10 protein-coding genes are annotated in these 13,191 nt (G+C 76.5%); 4 read left to right on the top strand and 6 right to left on the bottom strand.

Annotation, left to right across the window (positions count from 1 at the left end; translation table 11 throughout):
• The first annotated feature begins 160 nt into the window (after positions 1-160).
• The 4 genes from RVR_RS14475 to RVR_RS14460 all read left to right on the top strand — a co-directional run bounded on the left by RVR_RS14475 (position 161) and on the right by RVR_RS14460 (position 8,478).
• On the top strand, positions 161-5,125 hold the full coding sequence (locus RVR_RS14475) for a DNA repair ATPase (protein ID WP_202234251.1): 4,965 nt from the start codon (positions 161-163) through the stop codon (positions 5,123-5,125).
• Between the two features lie 202 nt (positions 5,126-5,327).
• The gene (locus RVR_RS14470) at positions 5,328-5,780 is read left to right on the top strand and encodes a BlaI/MecI/CopY family transcriptional regulator (protein WP_202234250.1); all 453 of its coding nucleotides are present in this window, start codon (positions 5,328-5,330) and stop codon (positions 5,778-5,780) included.
• The gene (locus RVR_RS14465; protein WP_202234249.1) at positions 5,777-6,700 is read left to right on the top strand and encodes a M56 family metallopeptidase; all 924 of its coding nucleotides are present in this window, start codon (positions 5,777-5,779) and stop codon (positions 6,698-6,700) included. Before RVR_RS14470 ends, RVR_RS14465 begins: the two co-directional genes overlap by 4 nt.
• 764 nt (positions 6,701-7,464) lie before the next feature.
• Positions 7,465-8,478, top strand: a complete 1,014-nt coding sequence (locus RVR_RS14460; protein ID WP_202234248.1) for a DUF2786 domain-containing protein — start codon at positions 7,465-7,467, stop codon at positions 8,476-8,478.
• Positions 8,479-8,551: 73 nt separating this feature from the next.
• Here the strand turns inward: RVR_RS14460 and RVR_RS14455 are convergent, their stop codons facing one another.
• The 6 genes from RVR_RS14455 to RVR_RS14430 form a co-directional block, all read right to left on the bottom strand.
• The gene (locus tag RVR_RS14455) at positions 8,552-8,920 is read right to left on the bottom strand and encodes a VOC family protein (protein ID WP_202234247.1); all 369 of its coding nucleotides are present in this window, start codon (positions 8,918-8,920) and stop codon (positions 8,552-8,554) included.
• A gap of 27 nt (positions 8,921-8,947) precedes the next feature.
• Positions 8,948-9,988, bottom strand: coding sequence for a rod shape-determining protein (locus RVR_RS14450; protein ID WP_202238634.1), 1,041 nt, complete (start codon positions 9,986-9,988; stop codon positions 8,948-8,950).
• 11 nt (positions 9,989-9,999) lie between these two features.
• Positions 10,000-10,479: a DUF7144 family membrane protein gene (locus RVR_RS14445; protein ID WP_202234246.1), complete on the bottom strand. Its 480-nt coding sequence runs from the start codon at positions 10,477-10,479 to the stop codon at positions 10,000-10,002.
• 248 nt (positions 10,480-10,727) lie between these two features.
• Entirely contained in the window at positions 10,728-10,943 is a 216-nt protein-coding gene (locus RVR_RS14440) for a dodecin (RefSeq protein WP_202234245.1), read from the bottom strand.
• A 126-nt stretch (positions 10,944-11,069) separates the two neighbouring features.
• Positions 11,070-12,473, bottom strand: coding sequence for a glutamate decarboxylase (gad, locus tag RVR_RS14435; protein ID WP_202234244.1), 1,404 nt, complete (start codon positions 12,471-12,473; stop codon positions 11,070-11,072).
• A gap of 120 nt (positions 12,474-12,593) precedes the next feature.
• Positions 12,594-13,061 (bottom strand): MarR family winged helix-turn-helix transcriptional regulator, encoded by a 468-nt coding sequence (locus RVR_RS14430; RefSeq protein ID WP_202234243.1) that lies wholly within the window; start codon positions 13,059-13,061, stop codon positions 12,594-12,596.
• Between the last annotated feature and the right edge of the window lie 130 nt (positions 13,062-13,191).

Here is a 13,191-nt window from a genome sequence, read left to right as displayed (position 1 = left end):
GGGACCGGGCGCCAGAGCCGGGGGTCCGGCCGGAACCGCCGGGCAACCGGGCGGGAGAGCCGGGGGTCCAGTCGGAACCGCAGGAACCGCCGTACCTGGCGGACCGGTTGGGGCGGCGGGACCGGCCGGGAGGTCCGCGGCGCAAGCCGCCCCCGGCCGCGTGTCCGAAGCGACGGCACCGGCCGCCCCGGCCGCACCCGACCCCGCCGCACCCGCCGCACCCGGAGACGCCGGCCCCGCGGACCCCGCCGGTGACGCCTACCGGGTGCTGCGCGACCGGCTGTCCGGTACGGCCCGCGAACTGGTCCGCCGCGCCGAGGCCCTGAACGCGGCCCGGCAGGAGGTCTTCGGCAGCACCGAGCTGCGGCTCGCCGGCGCCGAGCGGATGCGCACCGCCCGCCCGGCGCTGCCCGGCGACATCGCCCCGGTCGGCCCCTGGCTGCTGTTCGCCGCGAACCCCGCCGAGGTCGAGGACGTCGCCGACGTGTTCCAGGTCCGCCGCGCGGACGACCTGGACGGCGGGTCCGCGGACGACGCGGCGGCCGGCGGGTCCGCGGACGACGCGGCGGACGGCCCGGCCGGCCCCGCCGGGCTGCTCGACGACCCCGGCTTCGTCCGCGACTTCCGCGAGCTGTACCGCTACTACCGGCAGACCCGGGTGGTGCGGGTGCGCGCCTGGGAGGGGCGGCTGCTGGCGGTCTTCCGCACCGGCGCGGGCGCCGACGACGTCAAGGCGCTGAGCTGGCGGATCGGCCGCGACGGCCGCTGCGCCTACGAGGGCACCACCCGCGAGGAGCCCGCCGAGCCGCCGGAGGCGGTGCGCTGGAGCGCGGTCGGCCGCGAGGCGTACGTCCCCGGCCGCCACCCGCACATCGCGCTCGCCGCACCCGACGGCGGCACCCTCACCCTGGACACCACCGGCGGGACCCTCACCCTGCGCACCGGCGGCGCCGTCCACGAGGAGCCCGTCGACGACGCGCTCCAGTCGCTGGCCGACGCCGACGTCGCGTCCGCCGGCGCCGGTCCGCTGGTGCTGCTGCGGGTGCGCCCCTACCGGGAGTCCGTCGAACGGCACTTCGCGGTCAACACCCGCACCGAGCAGGTCGAGCGGATCGACGCCCTCGGCCAGGTCTGCCTGCGGCTGCCCGACGACCAGGGCGTGGTCTTCCCCGGCGGCTACGTCCTGGCCACCGGCGGCACCCGCACCTTCGACCTGCCCGACCTCGCCGGGCGCGCCGAACCGGCCGCTGAACGGGGCGCGTCGACCGGCGCCGGTGAAACCGCCCCGGCCACGCAGGAGTTCGAGCGGGTGGTGCGCTCGGCCAACGGCGAGGACGTGCTCTACGTCTTCCACGCGCCCGCCGACGGCCACCGGCTGCTGCTGCCGTACAACCTCATCCGCAAGGAGGCCGCCGCCCCGCTGCACGTCCAGGGCAGCGCGCTGTACGAGGACGGCACCCTGATCACGCTGCGGCCCGCCGAGGGCGGCGAGCCCGGCCGGGTGCACGCGCTCCAGCGCTGGCACACCCCGTTCCTGTCCGACACCTATGCCGCCGCCCGCCCGGTCGGCGACGGTCCGCTGGCCAGGATCGGCAACCCCGACCTGGTCCGCGCGGTCTCGGACGCGCTGTCGGTGGCCCGCGCCGCCCTGGCGCCCGAGCCCGCCGCGGCCGTCCACGAGGCGCTGGTCGCCGCCGCGGAACGCGTCCTGGACCGCCACCACTGGCTCGCGGACCCCGACGCGCAGGATCTCGCCGGGCCGCTCACCGAGGTCCGCGACACCGCGCGGCAGGTGCTCGCCGAGTACGCCCGGGTACGGGAGGCCGCCGCGCGGGCCGCCGCGGCCGCCGACGAGGCAGAGGCGCGGATCACCGCGCTCGGCCGCCGGGTGCGCGGCGAGGCCGCCGCCTCCGCGGACGAGTGGGTCGCCCGGCTCGCCGGACTGCGCTCCGTCCAGGGCCGGTTGGCGACACTGCGGGAGACACGGCAGGCCGACCCGGCCCGGCTGGACGCACTGGACTCCCTGCTGGCACGGGAGTTGGCCGAGGCCGCCTCCCGCGCCGCGGCGCACTTCGCCGACGAGGCCGCCTTCGACGGCTACCGGCGGCGCGTCGCCGAGGTCGCCGCGCGGGTCCCGGAGGCGGCGACCGCGGCCGACACCGGGCCGCTGGCCGCGACCCTCGACGAGCAGGCCGCGGGCCTGGCCACCGTCACCGAGACCGCCGGCACCCTGGAGATCGCCGACGCGACCGTCCGCACCCGCATCCTGGCGGCCGCCGCCGACGTGCTCGGGACGGTCAACCAGGCCCGGGCCCTCCTCGCCGCCCGCCGGCGGGAGCTGCTCGCCGCCGAGACCGGCGCGGAGTTCGCCGCGCAGAGCGCGCTGCTCGCCCAGAGCATCGGCGCCGCGCTCGACGCGGCGGTCACCCCCGAGGCGTGCGAGGAGCAACTCGGCCGCCTGCTGGTGCGGATCGAGAACCTCGCCACCGCATTCGCCGCCGACGAGGAGCGGTCGGCGGTGCTCGACGCCCGCCGCGAGGAGGTGCGCGAGACCTTCGCGGCCCGCGGCCAGGCACTCGCCGACGAACGCGCCCGGCGGGTCCAGCGGTTGACCGCCGGCGCGGCCCGGATGCTCGACGGCATCCGGCGCCGCACGGCCACCCTCGGCTCCGCCGAGGAGATCCACACCTACTTTGCCTCCGACCCGCTGGCGGCCGAACACCGGCGGGCCGCGGCAGAGTTGCGCACCCTGAAGGACCCCGCCCGGGCCGCGGAACTCACCGCCGCGCTCGCCGCCGCCCGCCAGGCGGCCACGGCCGCCCTGCGCGACCGCCTCGACCTGTACGAGGACGGCGGCGCCGCGATCCGGCTGGGCCGGCACCGGTTCGCGGTCAACACCCAGCCGCTCGACCTCGCGCTCGTTCCGCACGCCGGCGGGCTCGCCTTCACCCTCACCGGCACCGACTACCTCGCGCCGGTGGACGACCCCGCGTTCGAGGCCACCCGCGCCTTCTGGTCGCGTCCGCTGGTCTCGGAGTCCCCGCGGCTGTCCCGCGCGGAGTTCCTCGCCGGCGGCCTGCTGCTGGACCTGCTCGCCGCGGGCGGCACGGCCGGCGCCGACCTCCCCGGCGCCGTGCGGGCGGCCGTCGCCGAGCGCGTGTCGGAGGGGTACGAGCGGGGCGTGCACGACCACGACGCCGTGCTGCTCCTCACCGCGCTCGCCGAACGCGCCGAGTGCGCCGGGCCGTTGCGGTACCCCGCGGCCACCCGCGCCGGCGCGCTGCTGTTCTGGACACAGGCCGCCCCGCCCGCCGAGCGGGCCGCCTGGACCGCCCGGGCCCGCTCGCTCAGCCGGGCCCGCGCCGCCTTCGGCGGGGCCGAGGCCGGACGGGCACTGGACGAACTGGCCGAGGAGATCGGCGCCCGCGCCCGGGACTTCCTCGGGTCGTCTGGCCTGCCCGAACCGGTCCGCCCGGCACCGGACTCGGCGACGGACACCCTGCTGCTGGGCGAGTACCTGGTCGCCGAACTCGCCTCCGGACAGGAGGGGTTCGCGGTCGGACCCGGCGCCCGGGCGGTCGTGGCGCGGCTGACCGAGGCACTGGGCGGGCCGGACGCGGTGCCGTACAAGGAGTTCACCGCCGACCTCGACGCGCTCGGCGCGGGGCCCGACGCCGGGCTCGGCGCGCGCTGGCAGCTCGCCCGCGCCTGGCTCGGCCCGTTCGCCACCGCCCCCGACGGCACGGACCCGGACCGGTGCGGTGACGGGGAGGCGCCCGGCGCCGGCCACCTGCTGGAGGCCGCGGCCGGACTGCTCTGCGGCCCCGCAGTCGCGCGGTACGCGGCCGACGCCGACGTCGAGGTGACCGTGCGCGGGCTGCTCGCGGCCCACCCGAGGGCCGTGGACGGCGTCATGACCCTGCGGCTGGACGAACTGCTCGCCCGGGTACGCCGGTTCACCGCCGAGGACGTCCCGGCCCACCGCGCCTACCAGCGGCACCGCGCGGCCGTGGTCGCCGCCGAGCGCGGCCGGCTCGCGCCGGACGCCTACCGCGCCCGGCCGCCCGCCGGCTTCGTCCGCAACCGGCTGCTGGACGAGGTGTACCTGCCGCTGGTCGGCGACAGCCTGGCCAAGCAGTTCGGTCCGGCCGGCGGCCTGCTGATGCTGATGTCCCCGCCCGGGTACGGCAAGACGTCGCTGGTGGAGTACGTGGCGAGCGGTCTCGGCCTGGCGCTGGTCGGCGTCTCCGGGCCCGCCCTCGGCAGCGGCACCACGTCGCTGGACCCCGACCGCGCGCCCGACGCGGCCGCCCGGCGCGAACTGGAGAAGGTGCGGCTGGCCCTGGAGATGGGCTCCAACGTGCTGCTCCACCTCGACGACATCCAGCACGCCTCGGCGGAGTTCCTGCAGAAGTTCATCCCGCTGTGCGACGCGCAGCGCAGGATCGAGGGGCCCGAGGGCGCGTACGACCTGCGCGGCAAGCGGTTCGCCGTCTGCATGGCCGGCAACCCCTACACCGAGTCCGGCGCCCTCTTCCGGGTGCCGGACATGCTGGCGAACCGGGCCGACGTGTGGAACCTCGGGGACGTGCTCACCGGGCGGGAGGAGCTGTTCGCCCTCTCCTACGTGGAGAACGCCCTCACCGCCAACCCCGTGCTGGCGCCGCTCGCCGGCCGGGACCGGGCCGACCTCGACCTGCTGGTGCGGCTGGCCGCCGGCGACCCGACGGCGCGCCCGGCGGACCTGGCGCACCCCTACGCCGGGTCGGAGCGGGAGGAGGTCCTCGCGGTGCTGCGCCACCTGCTGCGGGTGCGGGACACCCTGCTCACCGTCAACGCGGCGTACCTCGACTCGGCCCGCCGTACGGAGGACTCCCGTACCGAGCCGCCGTTCCTGCTCCAGGGGTCCTACCGCAACATGAACCGGCTGGCCGGGCGGATCACGGCGACCATGAACGCGGCGGAGGTCGAGGCGGCCGTCGGCGACCACTACCGGTCCGAGGCCCAGACCCTCGCGCACGGCGCCGAGGCCGCCCTCCTCAAGCTCGCCGAGCTGCGCGGGACCCTCACCCCCGCGCAGTCCGCCCGCTGGAGCCGCCTCAAGGCCCCCTACGGTGCGGCGTGACCGCCGGGTGGCCGCCGGGTGGCCGCCGCGCGGGCGGTGAGGAGGAGGGTGAAGGGGGCGGCGGTGGCGGCCCGGGTCGGGCCCGGCGGGCGCGGGCCCTCCCATAATGGTGCCGGGGCGCGCGTCGCGCCCCGACCGTCTACGGTGATGTAGACGATCTGTCGCACTGCACGACGAAAGAACCGGAAGGGGCGATCGAGCCATGCCGGAGCCGAGCGCGGGCCGCCGTCCCCCGGGCGAGCTGGAGGCGAGCGTCCTGGCCGCGCTCTGGGCGGCCGGCGGCCGCCCGCTGACCCCCGCCGACGTGCAGCGCGAACTCGGCACCGCCCTGGCGCGCACCACCGTCACCACGATCCTGGCGAGGCTGCACGAGAAGGGCTCGGTCAGCCGCGCGCGGTCCGGCCGGGGGTACGCCTACCTGCCGGTGCAGGACTCCCCGGGGCTCGCCGCCCGCCGGATGCGCAGCGAGCTGGACAAGTCCGCGCGCGACGACCGCGGCACCGTGCTGGCCCGCTTCGTCTCCGGCCTCGGGCCCGACGACGAGAGGCTGCTGCGGGAGCTGCTGGCCCAGGCGGACGGCGCTGCGGAGGGCGTCGCGGAGGGGGCAACGAACGGCGGTACGGAGGGCGGCACGGACGGCGGGGCGACGGCGTGAACGTCGCCGTCTGGCTGCCCCTGCTGCTGCCGCTGCCGGCCGCGCCCGCCGCCCGACGGCTCGCCGCGGGGCTGCCGCCGCGCGCCGCCGCCTGGCTGCTGGCCTGCTCCGCGGTGCTGCTCGCCGGGTCCAGCACCGCCGCGCTCGGGCTGCTCGCCGGGGCGGGCGCGCTGCGGCTGCCCCCGGTCGCGGCGCTCGGCCACCTGGTGCTGCCCGTGGTCGGCGACCAGGTGACCGTGCCGGCCGCGTGCGCCGCCGCCGCGCTGCTCGCCGTCGTCGCGGTCGCGCTGCTACGGGCGGTACGCCGCCATGTGCTGCTCGCCGCCCGTGCCCGGCGGGACGCGGACCGCCACGGTGCGGCCGCGGGGGACCTGACGGTGGTCTCCGACGCGCGGCCCGACGCGTACGCCCTTCCCGGGCGCTTCGGGCGGCCCGGGCGGATCGTGGTCACCTCGGGGATGCTGCGGGCGCTCGACCCGGCCGAGCGGGAGGCGCTCCTCGCGCACGAGCGTGCGCACCTGGCCGGGCGGCACCACCGGTTCCTCACGGTGCTCGCGCTCGCCTGCGCGTGCCATCCCGCGCTGCGGGTGCTGCGGGTGCCGCTGTCCTACGCGTTGGAGCGGGGTGCGGACGAGGCCGCCGCGGCGGCGGTCGGGGACCGCAGGGTGGCGGCCCGCGCGATCGGCCGCGCCGCGCTGGCCGGGCACGGCGGCGGGGTACGGCCCCACGCGGCGCTCTCCGCGGCGGCCGGGCCGGTGCCCATGAGGGTGGCGGCGCTGCTCGCTCCGCGGGTGGTGCGGGTTCCGCGCGCCGTCGCTCTCGCCCTGGCGGGGGCGGTGGTGCTGTCGGCCGGGTGTGCGGTGCACGCCGCCTATGATCTGCACGGCACCATCGAGGTGGCCCAGGGGGAGCCCCGCTGACCTCCTCCGGAGGCCCAGCCGCACCCCCCACTCCGACGGTCCCCCTGCCTTCCGGGGGTGCCCCCGTCCCCCCGCCGCGACGGTCCCCCTCCGCCCCCGGGTGCCCCCGTCCCCCCGCCGTGGGGGTGCCGCCGTGTTGCCGGGTGCGGCCCGGTGGCCGGTTGCCCGCGCAGTTCCCCGCCGCGACGGTCCCGTCCGCTCCCGGGTGCGGGCCGGTGGCCGGTTGCGCGCGCAGTTCCCCGCGCCCCTTGTTTGGGTTGCTCGCCGTTGTCGGCTGTACGGTCCCTTCGCCCGGGTACGGGCCGGGGTGCGCTGCGAAGCAGCCGCACCCACCCCAGGGGCGCGGGGAACTGCGCGCTCAGCCATGACGTACCGGCGGGTGGACGTGGACCGCGAGGGGCACTCACCTCAGGGGCGCGGGGAACTGCGCGACAAGCCACGACGCACCCGCGGGTGGGCGCGGACCGCAAGGGGCACTCACCTCAGGGGCGCGGGGAACTGCGCGACAAGCCACTACGCACCGGCGGGTGGACGCGGGCCGTGAGGGGCACTCACCTCAGGGGCGCGGGGAACTGCGCGACCAGCCACAGTGCACGGGCAGGTGAACGCGAACCGCAAGGGGCACCCACCTCAGGGGCGCGGGGAACTGCGCGACAAGCCACCACGCACCCGCAGGTGGACGCGGGCCGTGAGGGGCACCCCGGGGGTGGGGGCGGGGCGCCCGGGGGCGGAAGGCACCCCGGGGGGTCGGGGAGAATCAGGGGGTGGAGGAGAACGCGAAGGACGCGGCAGCGTCGGAGTGGGCCGCACTGGGACCCTCGTGGACCCGCGCGGCCGCGAAGGCGTACGCCCAGGTGGTGAAGGAGGCCGTGGGACGGGGCTGGACGGAGGAGGACCTCGCCCGGATGGCCACCCGGGAACTGGGCGAACCGTTCCACCGCCTCGCCGTGGCGATGGCCGCGGCCCCCGGGCGCAGGACGCTCGACAAGTTCGCGGCCGAGGAACGCCTCGACCGCTTCTCCGCCGCCCGCGCGGTCGTCGACCTGCTCGGCCTGTACTCCGCCCTCCCCCCGATCACCGCGCTGACCGTCCCCCCGCCGAGCACCCCGGGGGAGGGGAGCGGCGGGAAGGCCCTCGCCCGTATCCGCGCCCTGCTCGCGAAGGCGGAGTCCACCGGCTTCCCCGAGGAGGCCGAGGCGCTGTCGGCGAAGGCCCAGCAGCTGATGGCCCGGCACAGCATCGACGCGGCCGCGCTCGCCGCCGCGAACGGCGCCGGCCCGGACGCCCCGGCGGCCCGCCGGATCGGTGTGGACCGCCCCTACGAAGGCGCGAAGGCGCTCCTCCTGGACGCCGTGGCGGCGGCGAACCGCTGCGAGTCCGTCTGGTCCGCGGAGTTCGGCTTCTCCACCGTCGTCGGGCACCGCTCCGACCTGGAGGCGGTCGAGGTGCTCTTCACCTCGCTGCTGGTGCAGGCCGACCGCGCGCTGCACCGCGGCCGCACCTCCCGCTCCCGCGACTTCCGGGAGTCGTTCCTGATCTCCTACGCCGCCCGGGTCGGGGAACGCCTCACCGCGGCCACCGAGGCCGAGGTCGCCGAGGCCGCCCGCGCGGCCGGCCCCGAACTGCTGCCAGCCCTGGCGGCGCGCGACCTGGCGGTGCGCGACACCACGCGGCGGCTGTTCCCCCGGACCACCGCCACCCGCCTGAAGGGGCGCGACGCGGACGGCTGGCGCGACGGCCGCACTGCCGCGGACCGCGCCCGGCTCGAAGGCCCCTGACCCGGAACGGGACCGTCCCCGGCGGGACGCCGGACCGTTCCCGGCACGGCGCCGTGCCGCCCCGTCGCGGTCGTCAGCCGCGACCGGTGTCGATCACGCAGAAGCGGTTCCCCTCGGTGTCGGCCAGCACCACGAAGTCCGCGTCGTCGGGGTAGCGGTCCCACTCCACCCGCCGCGCCCCCAGAGCAACCAGCCGCTCGACCTGCGCGGCCTGGTCCGCGGCGTCCCCCGCGTACAGGTCCAGGTGCACCCGCGGGTACTCCTGTACCGGGGTCGCGCTGCGCTGGAGCGCGATCTGCGGCCCGGTCCCGGCGGCGGGCACCAGCACGACCCAGTCGTCCTCCGCCTCCTCGCGCGGCACGTACTCCAGCGCCCGGGTCCAGAACTCCTGCGCCCGCGCCACGTCCGCGACGCCCAACACCACCGAACCGACTCCCAGCACGGTCGGCACCATCCCCTCCCGCGAGCCTCACGCCGTCAGCGGGCTCAGCTCCATCGGCCGGACCTTGCCCTCGATCATCGCGCCCAGCCCGCGGACGGCGACCGTGTCGGGGCCGGGCGCCACGTTCACCGGCATGTTGGTGGCCTCGCGCAGCATCAGGTCGAGCCCGGGCATGTGGGCGCTGCCGCCGGCCAGTATGACGCCGCGCTCGGCCAGGTCGGAGACGAGGTCGGGGGCGCAGCGGCGCAGCACGGACGTCATGGCGTCGAGCACCGCGTTCAGCGGGGTCCGCATCGCGTTGCGCACCACCTCGGTGTCGACCAGCACCGACCGGGCCAGCCCGCTGACCACGTCCCGCCCGTACACCTCGGTGGTGGTGATGCCGCGGCTCTCGGCCGAGCCGAGCACCTTGTGCAGCGGCCGCACCGACTGGCTCGGCAGCATCAGCGCGTGGTTGCTGCGCAGGTGGTCCACGACCGCCCGGTCGATCGCGTCGCCGCCGACCGGCACGGTCTCCGCGGCCACGATCGCGCCGAGCGAGAGCACCGCCACCTGGGTCGTCCCGGCCCCGCACACCACGATCATGGTGGCCTCGGGGTGCTCCACGGGCAGCCCGCAGCCGACCGCCGCGGCGATGAGGGTGTCCACCATCTCCACCCGGCGCGCGCCGAGGCCGTACATCGTCTCGACGGCGGCGCGGCGGGCGATCGGGGCGCTGCCGTGCGGCATGCACACCGCGGCGCGCATCACCGGGGTGCCGCGCAGCCGCAGCCAGCGCCGGCCGAGCTTGTCGCCGAGGACGTGCCGCAGCATCCGCTGCGCCATCTCGACGTCGACGACGGCGCCCCCGGCCACCGGGCGGGCCACCCGGATGTGGTCGGGGGTGCGGCCGGCCATCGTCTCGGCCCGCTTGCCGACGGCGATCAGCGCGCCGGTGCGGATGTCCACCGCGGCGACGCTGGGCTCGTCCACCACCAGCCCGCTGCCGCGCAGGTGCACCCGGGTGCGGGCGGCACCGATGTCGACCGCCACGGTGCAGCGCCGCAACTGGTCGAGGGTGGGGGACAGGACGTTGGGGTTCACAGGGCGCTCCCGTACGGCAGGTTCCGCGGGTGGTAGGTGGCCAGCGCCCAGATCACGAAGGTGTCGATCGCGATCATGATGATCGCCCAGATCGGCTGGTAGGGCAGGAACATGAAGTTCGCGATCAGGCTCAGCCCGGCGATGAAGATGCCGATGTAGCGGGCGAACGCCAGGCCGCGCAGCAGGAAGTAGCCGACCAGCAGGGCGACGACGCCCAGTACCAGGTGGATCCAGCCCCACGCGGTCACGTCGAACTTGTAGACGTAGTCGCCGCGGGTGCGGACGTAGACCACGTCCTTGGCGATGCCGACGATCCCTTCCAGGACGGCGAGCACGCCGTTGATCATCAGCATCAGTCCGGCGAAGACGGCGCCGCCGGCGGCCCAGGCGCTGCGCCCGTCCTCGTGCGGGTCCCGGCCGGTGGAACCGGGCGGCTTCGCACCGGGCGGCGGGCTGGCGGCGGCGGAGTTGCTCATGGCGGGCTCCCGAGAAGGCGTCGGCGTCCACGGCGGGCCCGCCCGGCGGAGTACGCGGCACGGCCGCATGTCTCCGGGCGAAAACCTGCCCTCATGAAAAGAGGATTTGCCGGATTGTCGGCCCGGGCCAGCGATGTTGAGCCGAACGGGCTGCGGCCGTACGGGCAAACGCCCCCGTACGGCGCACTGCGGCGCGGTACGGGGGCGTCCGGGGTGACGCGCGGACGGGGAGGGGCGCGGCGGGCCGGCTACTCCGCGTCCTCCAGGCGGAAGCCCACCTTCAGGCCGACCTGGTAGTGCTCGATCTCGCCGTCGACGATGTGCCCGCGCACCTGCGTGATCTCGAACCAGTCCAGGCCGCGCAGGGTGCGCGAGGCCCGCGAGACGCCGTTGCGGACGGCGGCGTCCACGCCCTCGGTCGAGGTGCCGACGATCTCGGTGACGCGGTACGTGTGGTCAGCCATGGCGGTGTCCCTTTCGTGTGGGGGGTACGTGGGGGATACGGGGGTCACGCGGCAGCGCCGGGACGGCGGAGACGGGGAGGCGGGGAGGCGGATGCGGAAACGGGGATGGAGACGGGGGCGGCCGGCTCAGTGGTGGAACGCGGTGGCCACCGACTCGGGGCGGTTCAACGGGTGCTGCTGGCGCCGCAGTTCCGGCAGCAGCGCGGCCACGTCGTCCATCAGCAGGTCGGCCAGGTCCGCGGAGAAGCCGTTGCGGCAGACCACCCGCAGCACCGCCAGGTCCTGCCGGTCGGCCGGGTAGGTGTACGCCGGGACCAGCCAGCCGCGCTCGCGCAGCCGCCGCGAGACGTCGAACACGTCGTACGCCGTCACGTCGGGCGTGGTGGTGACCGCGAACACCGGGAGCTGGTCCCCCCGGGTGATCAGCCGGAAGTCCTCCAGTTCCTCGAAGCGCCGCGCGGTGCCGGTGGCGACGTCGCGGCAGGACTGCTGCACCGCGCGGTAGCCGTCGTGGCCCAGCCGCAGGAAGGAGTAGTACTGCGCGACCACCTGGGCGCCCGGGCGGGAGAAGTTCAGCGCGAAGGTGGGCATGTCGCCGCCGAGGTAGTTCACCCGGAAGACCAGCTCCTCCGGCAGCGACTCGGCGTCGCGCCACAGCGCCCAGCCGACCCCGGGGTAGACCAGCCCGTACTTGTGGCCCGAGGTGTTGATCGAGGCCACCCGGGGGAGCCGGAAGTCCCACTCCAGGTCCGTGTCGAGGAACGGCGCGATCATGCCGCCGGAGGCGCCGTCCACGTGCACGGGGATGTGGACGCCGGTGCGCTGCTCGTAGTCGTCCAGGGCCGCGCAGATCTCGGCGACGGGCTCGTAGGAGCCGTCGAAGGTGGAGCCGAGCACGGCCACCACCCCGATGGTGTTCTCGTCGCACAGGGCGAGCGCCGACTCGGCGTCCAGGTGCAGCCGGTCGCCGTCCATCGGGGCCAGCCGCGGCTCGACCTCCCAGAACGTGCAGAACTTCTCCCAGCAGACCTGGACGTTGGCGCCCATCACCAGGTTCGGCCGGGCGGTGGCCGGGTAGCCCGGGGTGCGCTTGGCCCAGCGCCGCTTGAGCGCCATTCCGGCGAGCATGCACGCCTCGGAGGAGCCGGTGGTCGAGCAGCCGACGGCCGCGCCGGGGTCGGGGGCGTTCCACAGGTCGGCGAGCATCGCCACGCAGCGCCGCTCCAGTTCGGCGGTGCGCGGGTACTCGTCCTTGTCGATCATGTTCTTGTCGACGCACTCCGCCATCAGCACGTTCGCCTGCGGCTCCATCCAGGTGGTGACGAAGGTGGCGAGGTTGAGCCGGGAGTTGCCGTCGAGCATCAGCTCGTCGTGCACGAGCTGGTACGCCGCGGCCGGCGTCATCGGGCCGTCCGGCAGCCGGTGCTTGGGCGGGGCGGTCTGCATGGCGCCGACCGGGTCGGCGTCTCCCAGGAAGAACGGACTGACGGAGACCTCGTGCGGCGCGCCCGAGCCCTTGTGCAACGACATGCGGAAAGCCCTTCCGACTGCGGGGCGGCGACGGCCCGGGCCGACCGGCCCGATCGTCATACCGCCGTACGCGCCCGACGTTACGTCCTCCCGTCGGTGCCGGCAGGGGCCGGACCGGCCCTACGGCGTGTCCCCGCAGTCCCTCGGGAGCAGGGCCTCCTGGGTGAAGCGGTGCAGGGCGCGGGCGAACGCCTCGGCCTCGGCGGGCGGCCAGTGCGCGAGGTAGGCGTCGAAGCGTTCGGCCAGGCGGGCGCGCATCCGGGTCACCACCTGCGAGCCCTCCTCGGTCAGCACGAGCAGGCTCGCCCGGCGGTCGGAGGGGTCGGGTTCGCGGCGGAGCAGGCCCGCCGCCTGGAGGCGGTCGGCGTGGCGGCTCACGACGGAGCGGTCCAGGCCGATGTCGTGGCCGAGGCGGGCGGCGCTGCGGGGGCCGCCGCGGGCGAGGCCGCTCAGGACGGGGTAGGTGGCCTCGTCCAGGGCCGGGCCGAGGCCGGCGGTGAGTTCGCCGTAGACGACGGCGCGTGATTCGCGGCGGACGATGTCCCCGAAGTCCTCGGCGATCCGCTCCCCGGCGGTGGCTTCGCTCATCCGCTCAGCTTATGTCCCGCGCCCCCCGCTCCCCCGCCGCGACGGTTCGGTCCACCCCCGCGGTGCGACCGGGGCGCGGGCCGCCCGCACCGCGGGGGCGCCCCGGGATGCGGGCGGTCCCGGGATGCGG

The sequence above is a fragment of the Streptomyces sp. SN-593 genome (assembly GCF_016756395.1).
GTDB classification, from domain to species: Bacteria; Actinomycetota; Actinomycetes; order Streptomycetales; family Streptomycetaceae; genus Actinacidiphila; species Actinacidiphila reveromycinica.
Note: the sequence above shows the minus strand (reverse complement) of the source record. Positions and strands in the feature narration are given on the sequence as shown.

Coding starts and splice junctions, on each gene's coding strand:
- RVR_RS14430 (WP_202234243.1), bottom strand. CDS start 13,061: ATGAGCGAAGCCACCGCCGGGGAGCGGATCGCCGAGGACTTCGGGGAC.
- RVR_RS14440 (WP_202234245.1), bottom strand. CDS start 10,943: ATGGCTGACCACACGTACCGCGTCACCGAGATCGTCGGCACCTCGACC.
- gad (WP_202234244.1), bottom strand. CDS start 12,473: ATGTCGTTGCACAAGGGCTCGGGCGCGCCGCACGAGGTCTCCGTCAGT.
- RVR_RS14470 (WP_202234250.1), top strand. CDS start 5,328: ATGCCGGAGCCGAGCGCGGGCCGCCGTCCCCCGGGCGAGCTGGAGGCG.
- RVR_RS14445 (WP_202234246.1), bottom strand. CDS start 10,479: ATGAGCAACTCCGCCGCCGCCAGCCCGCCGCCCGGTGCGAAGCCGCCC.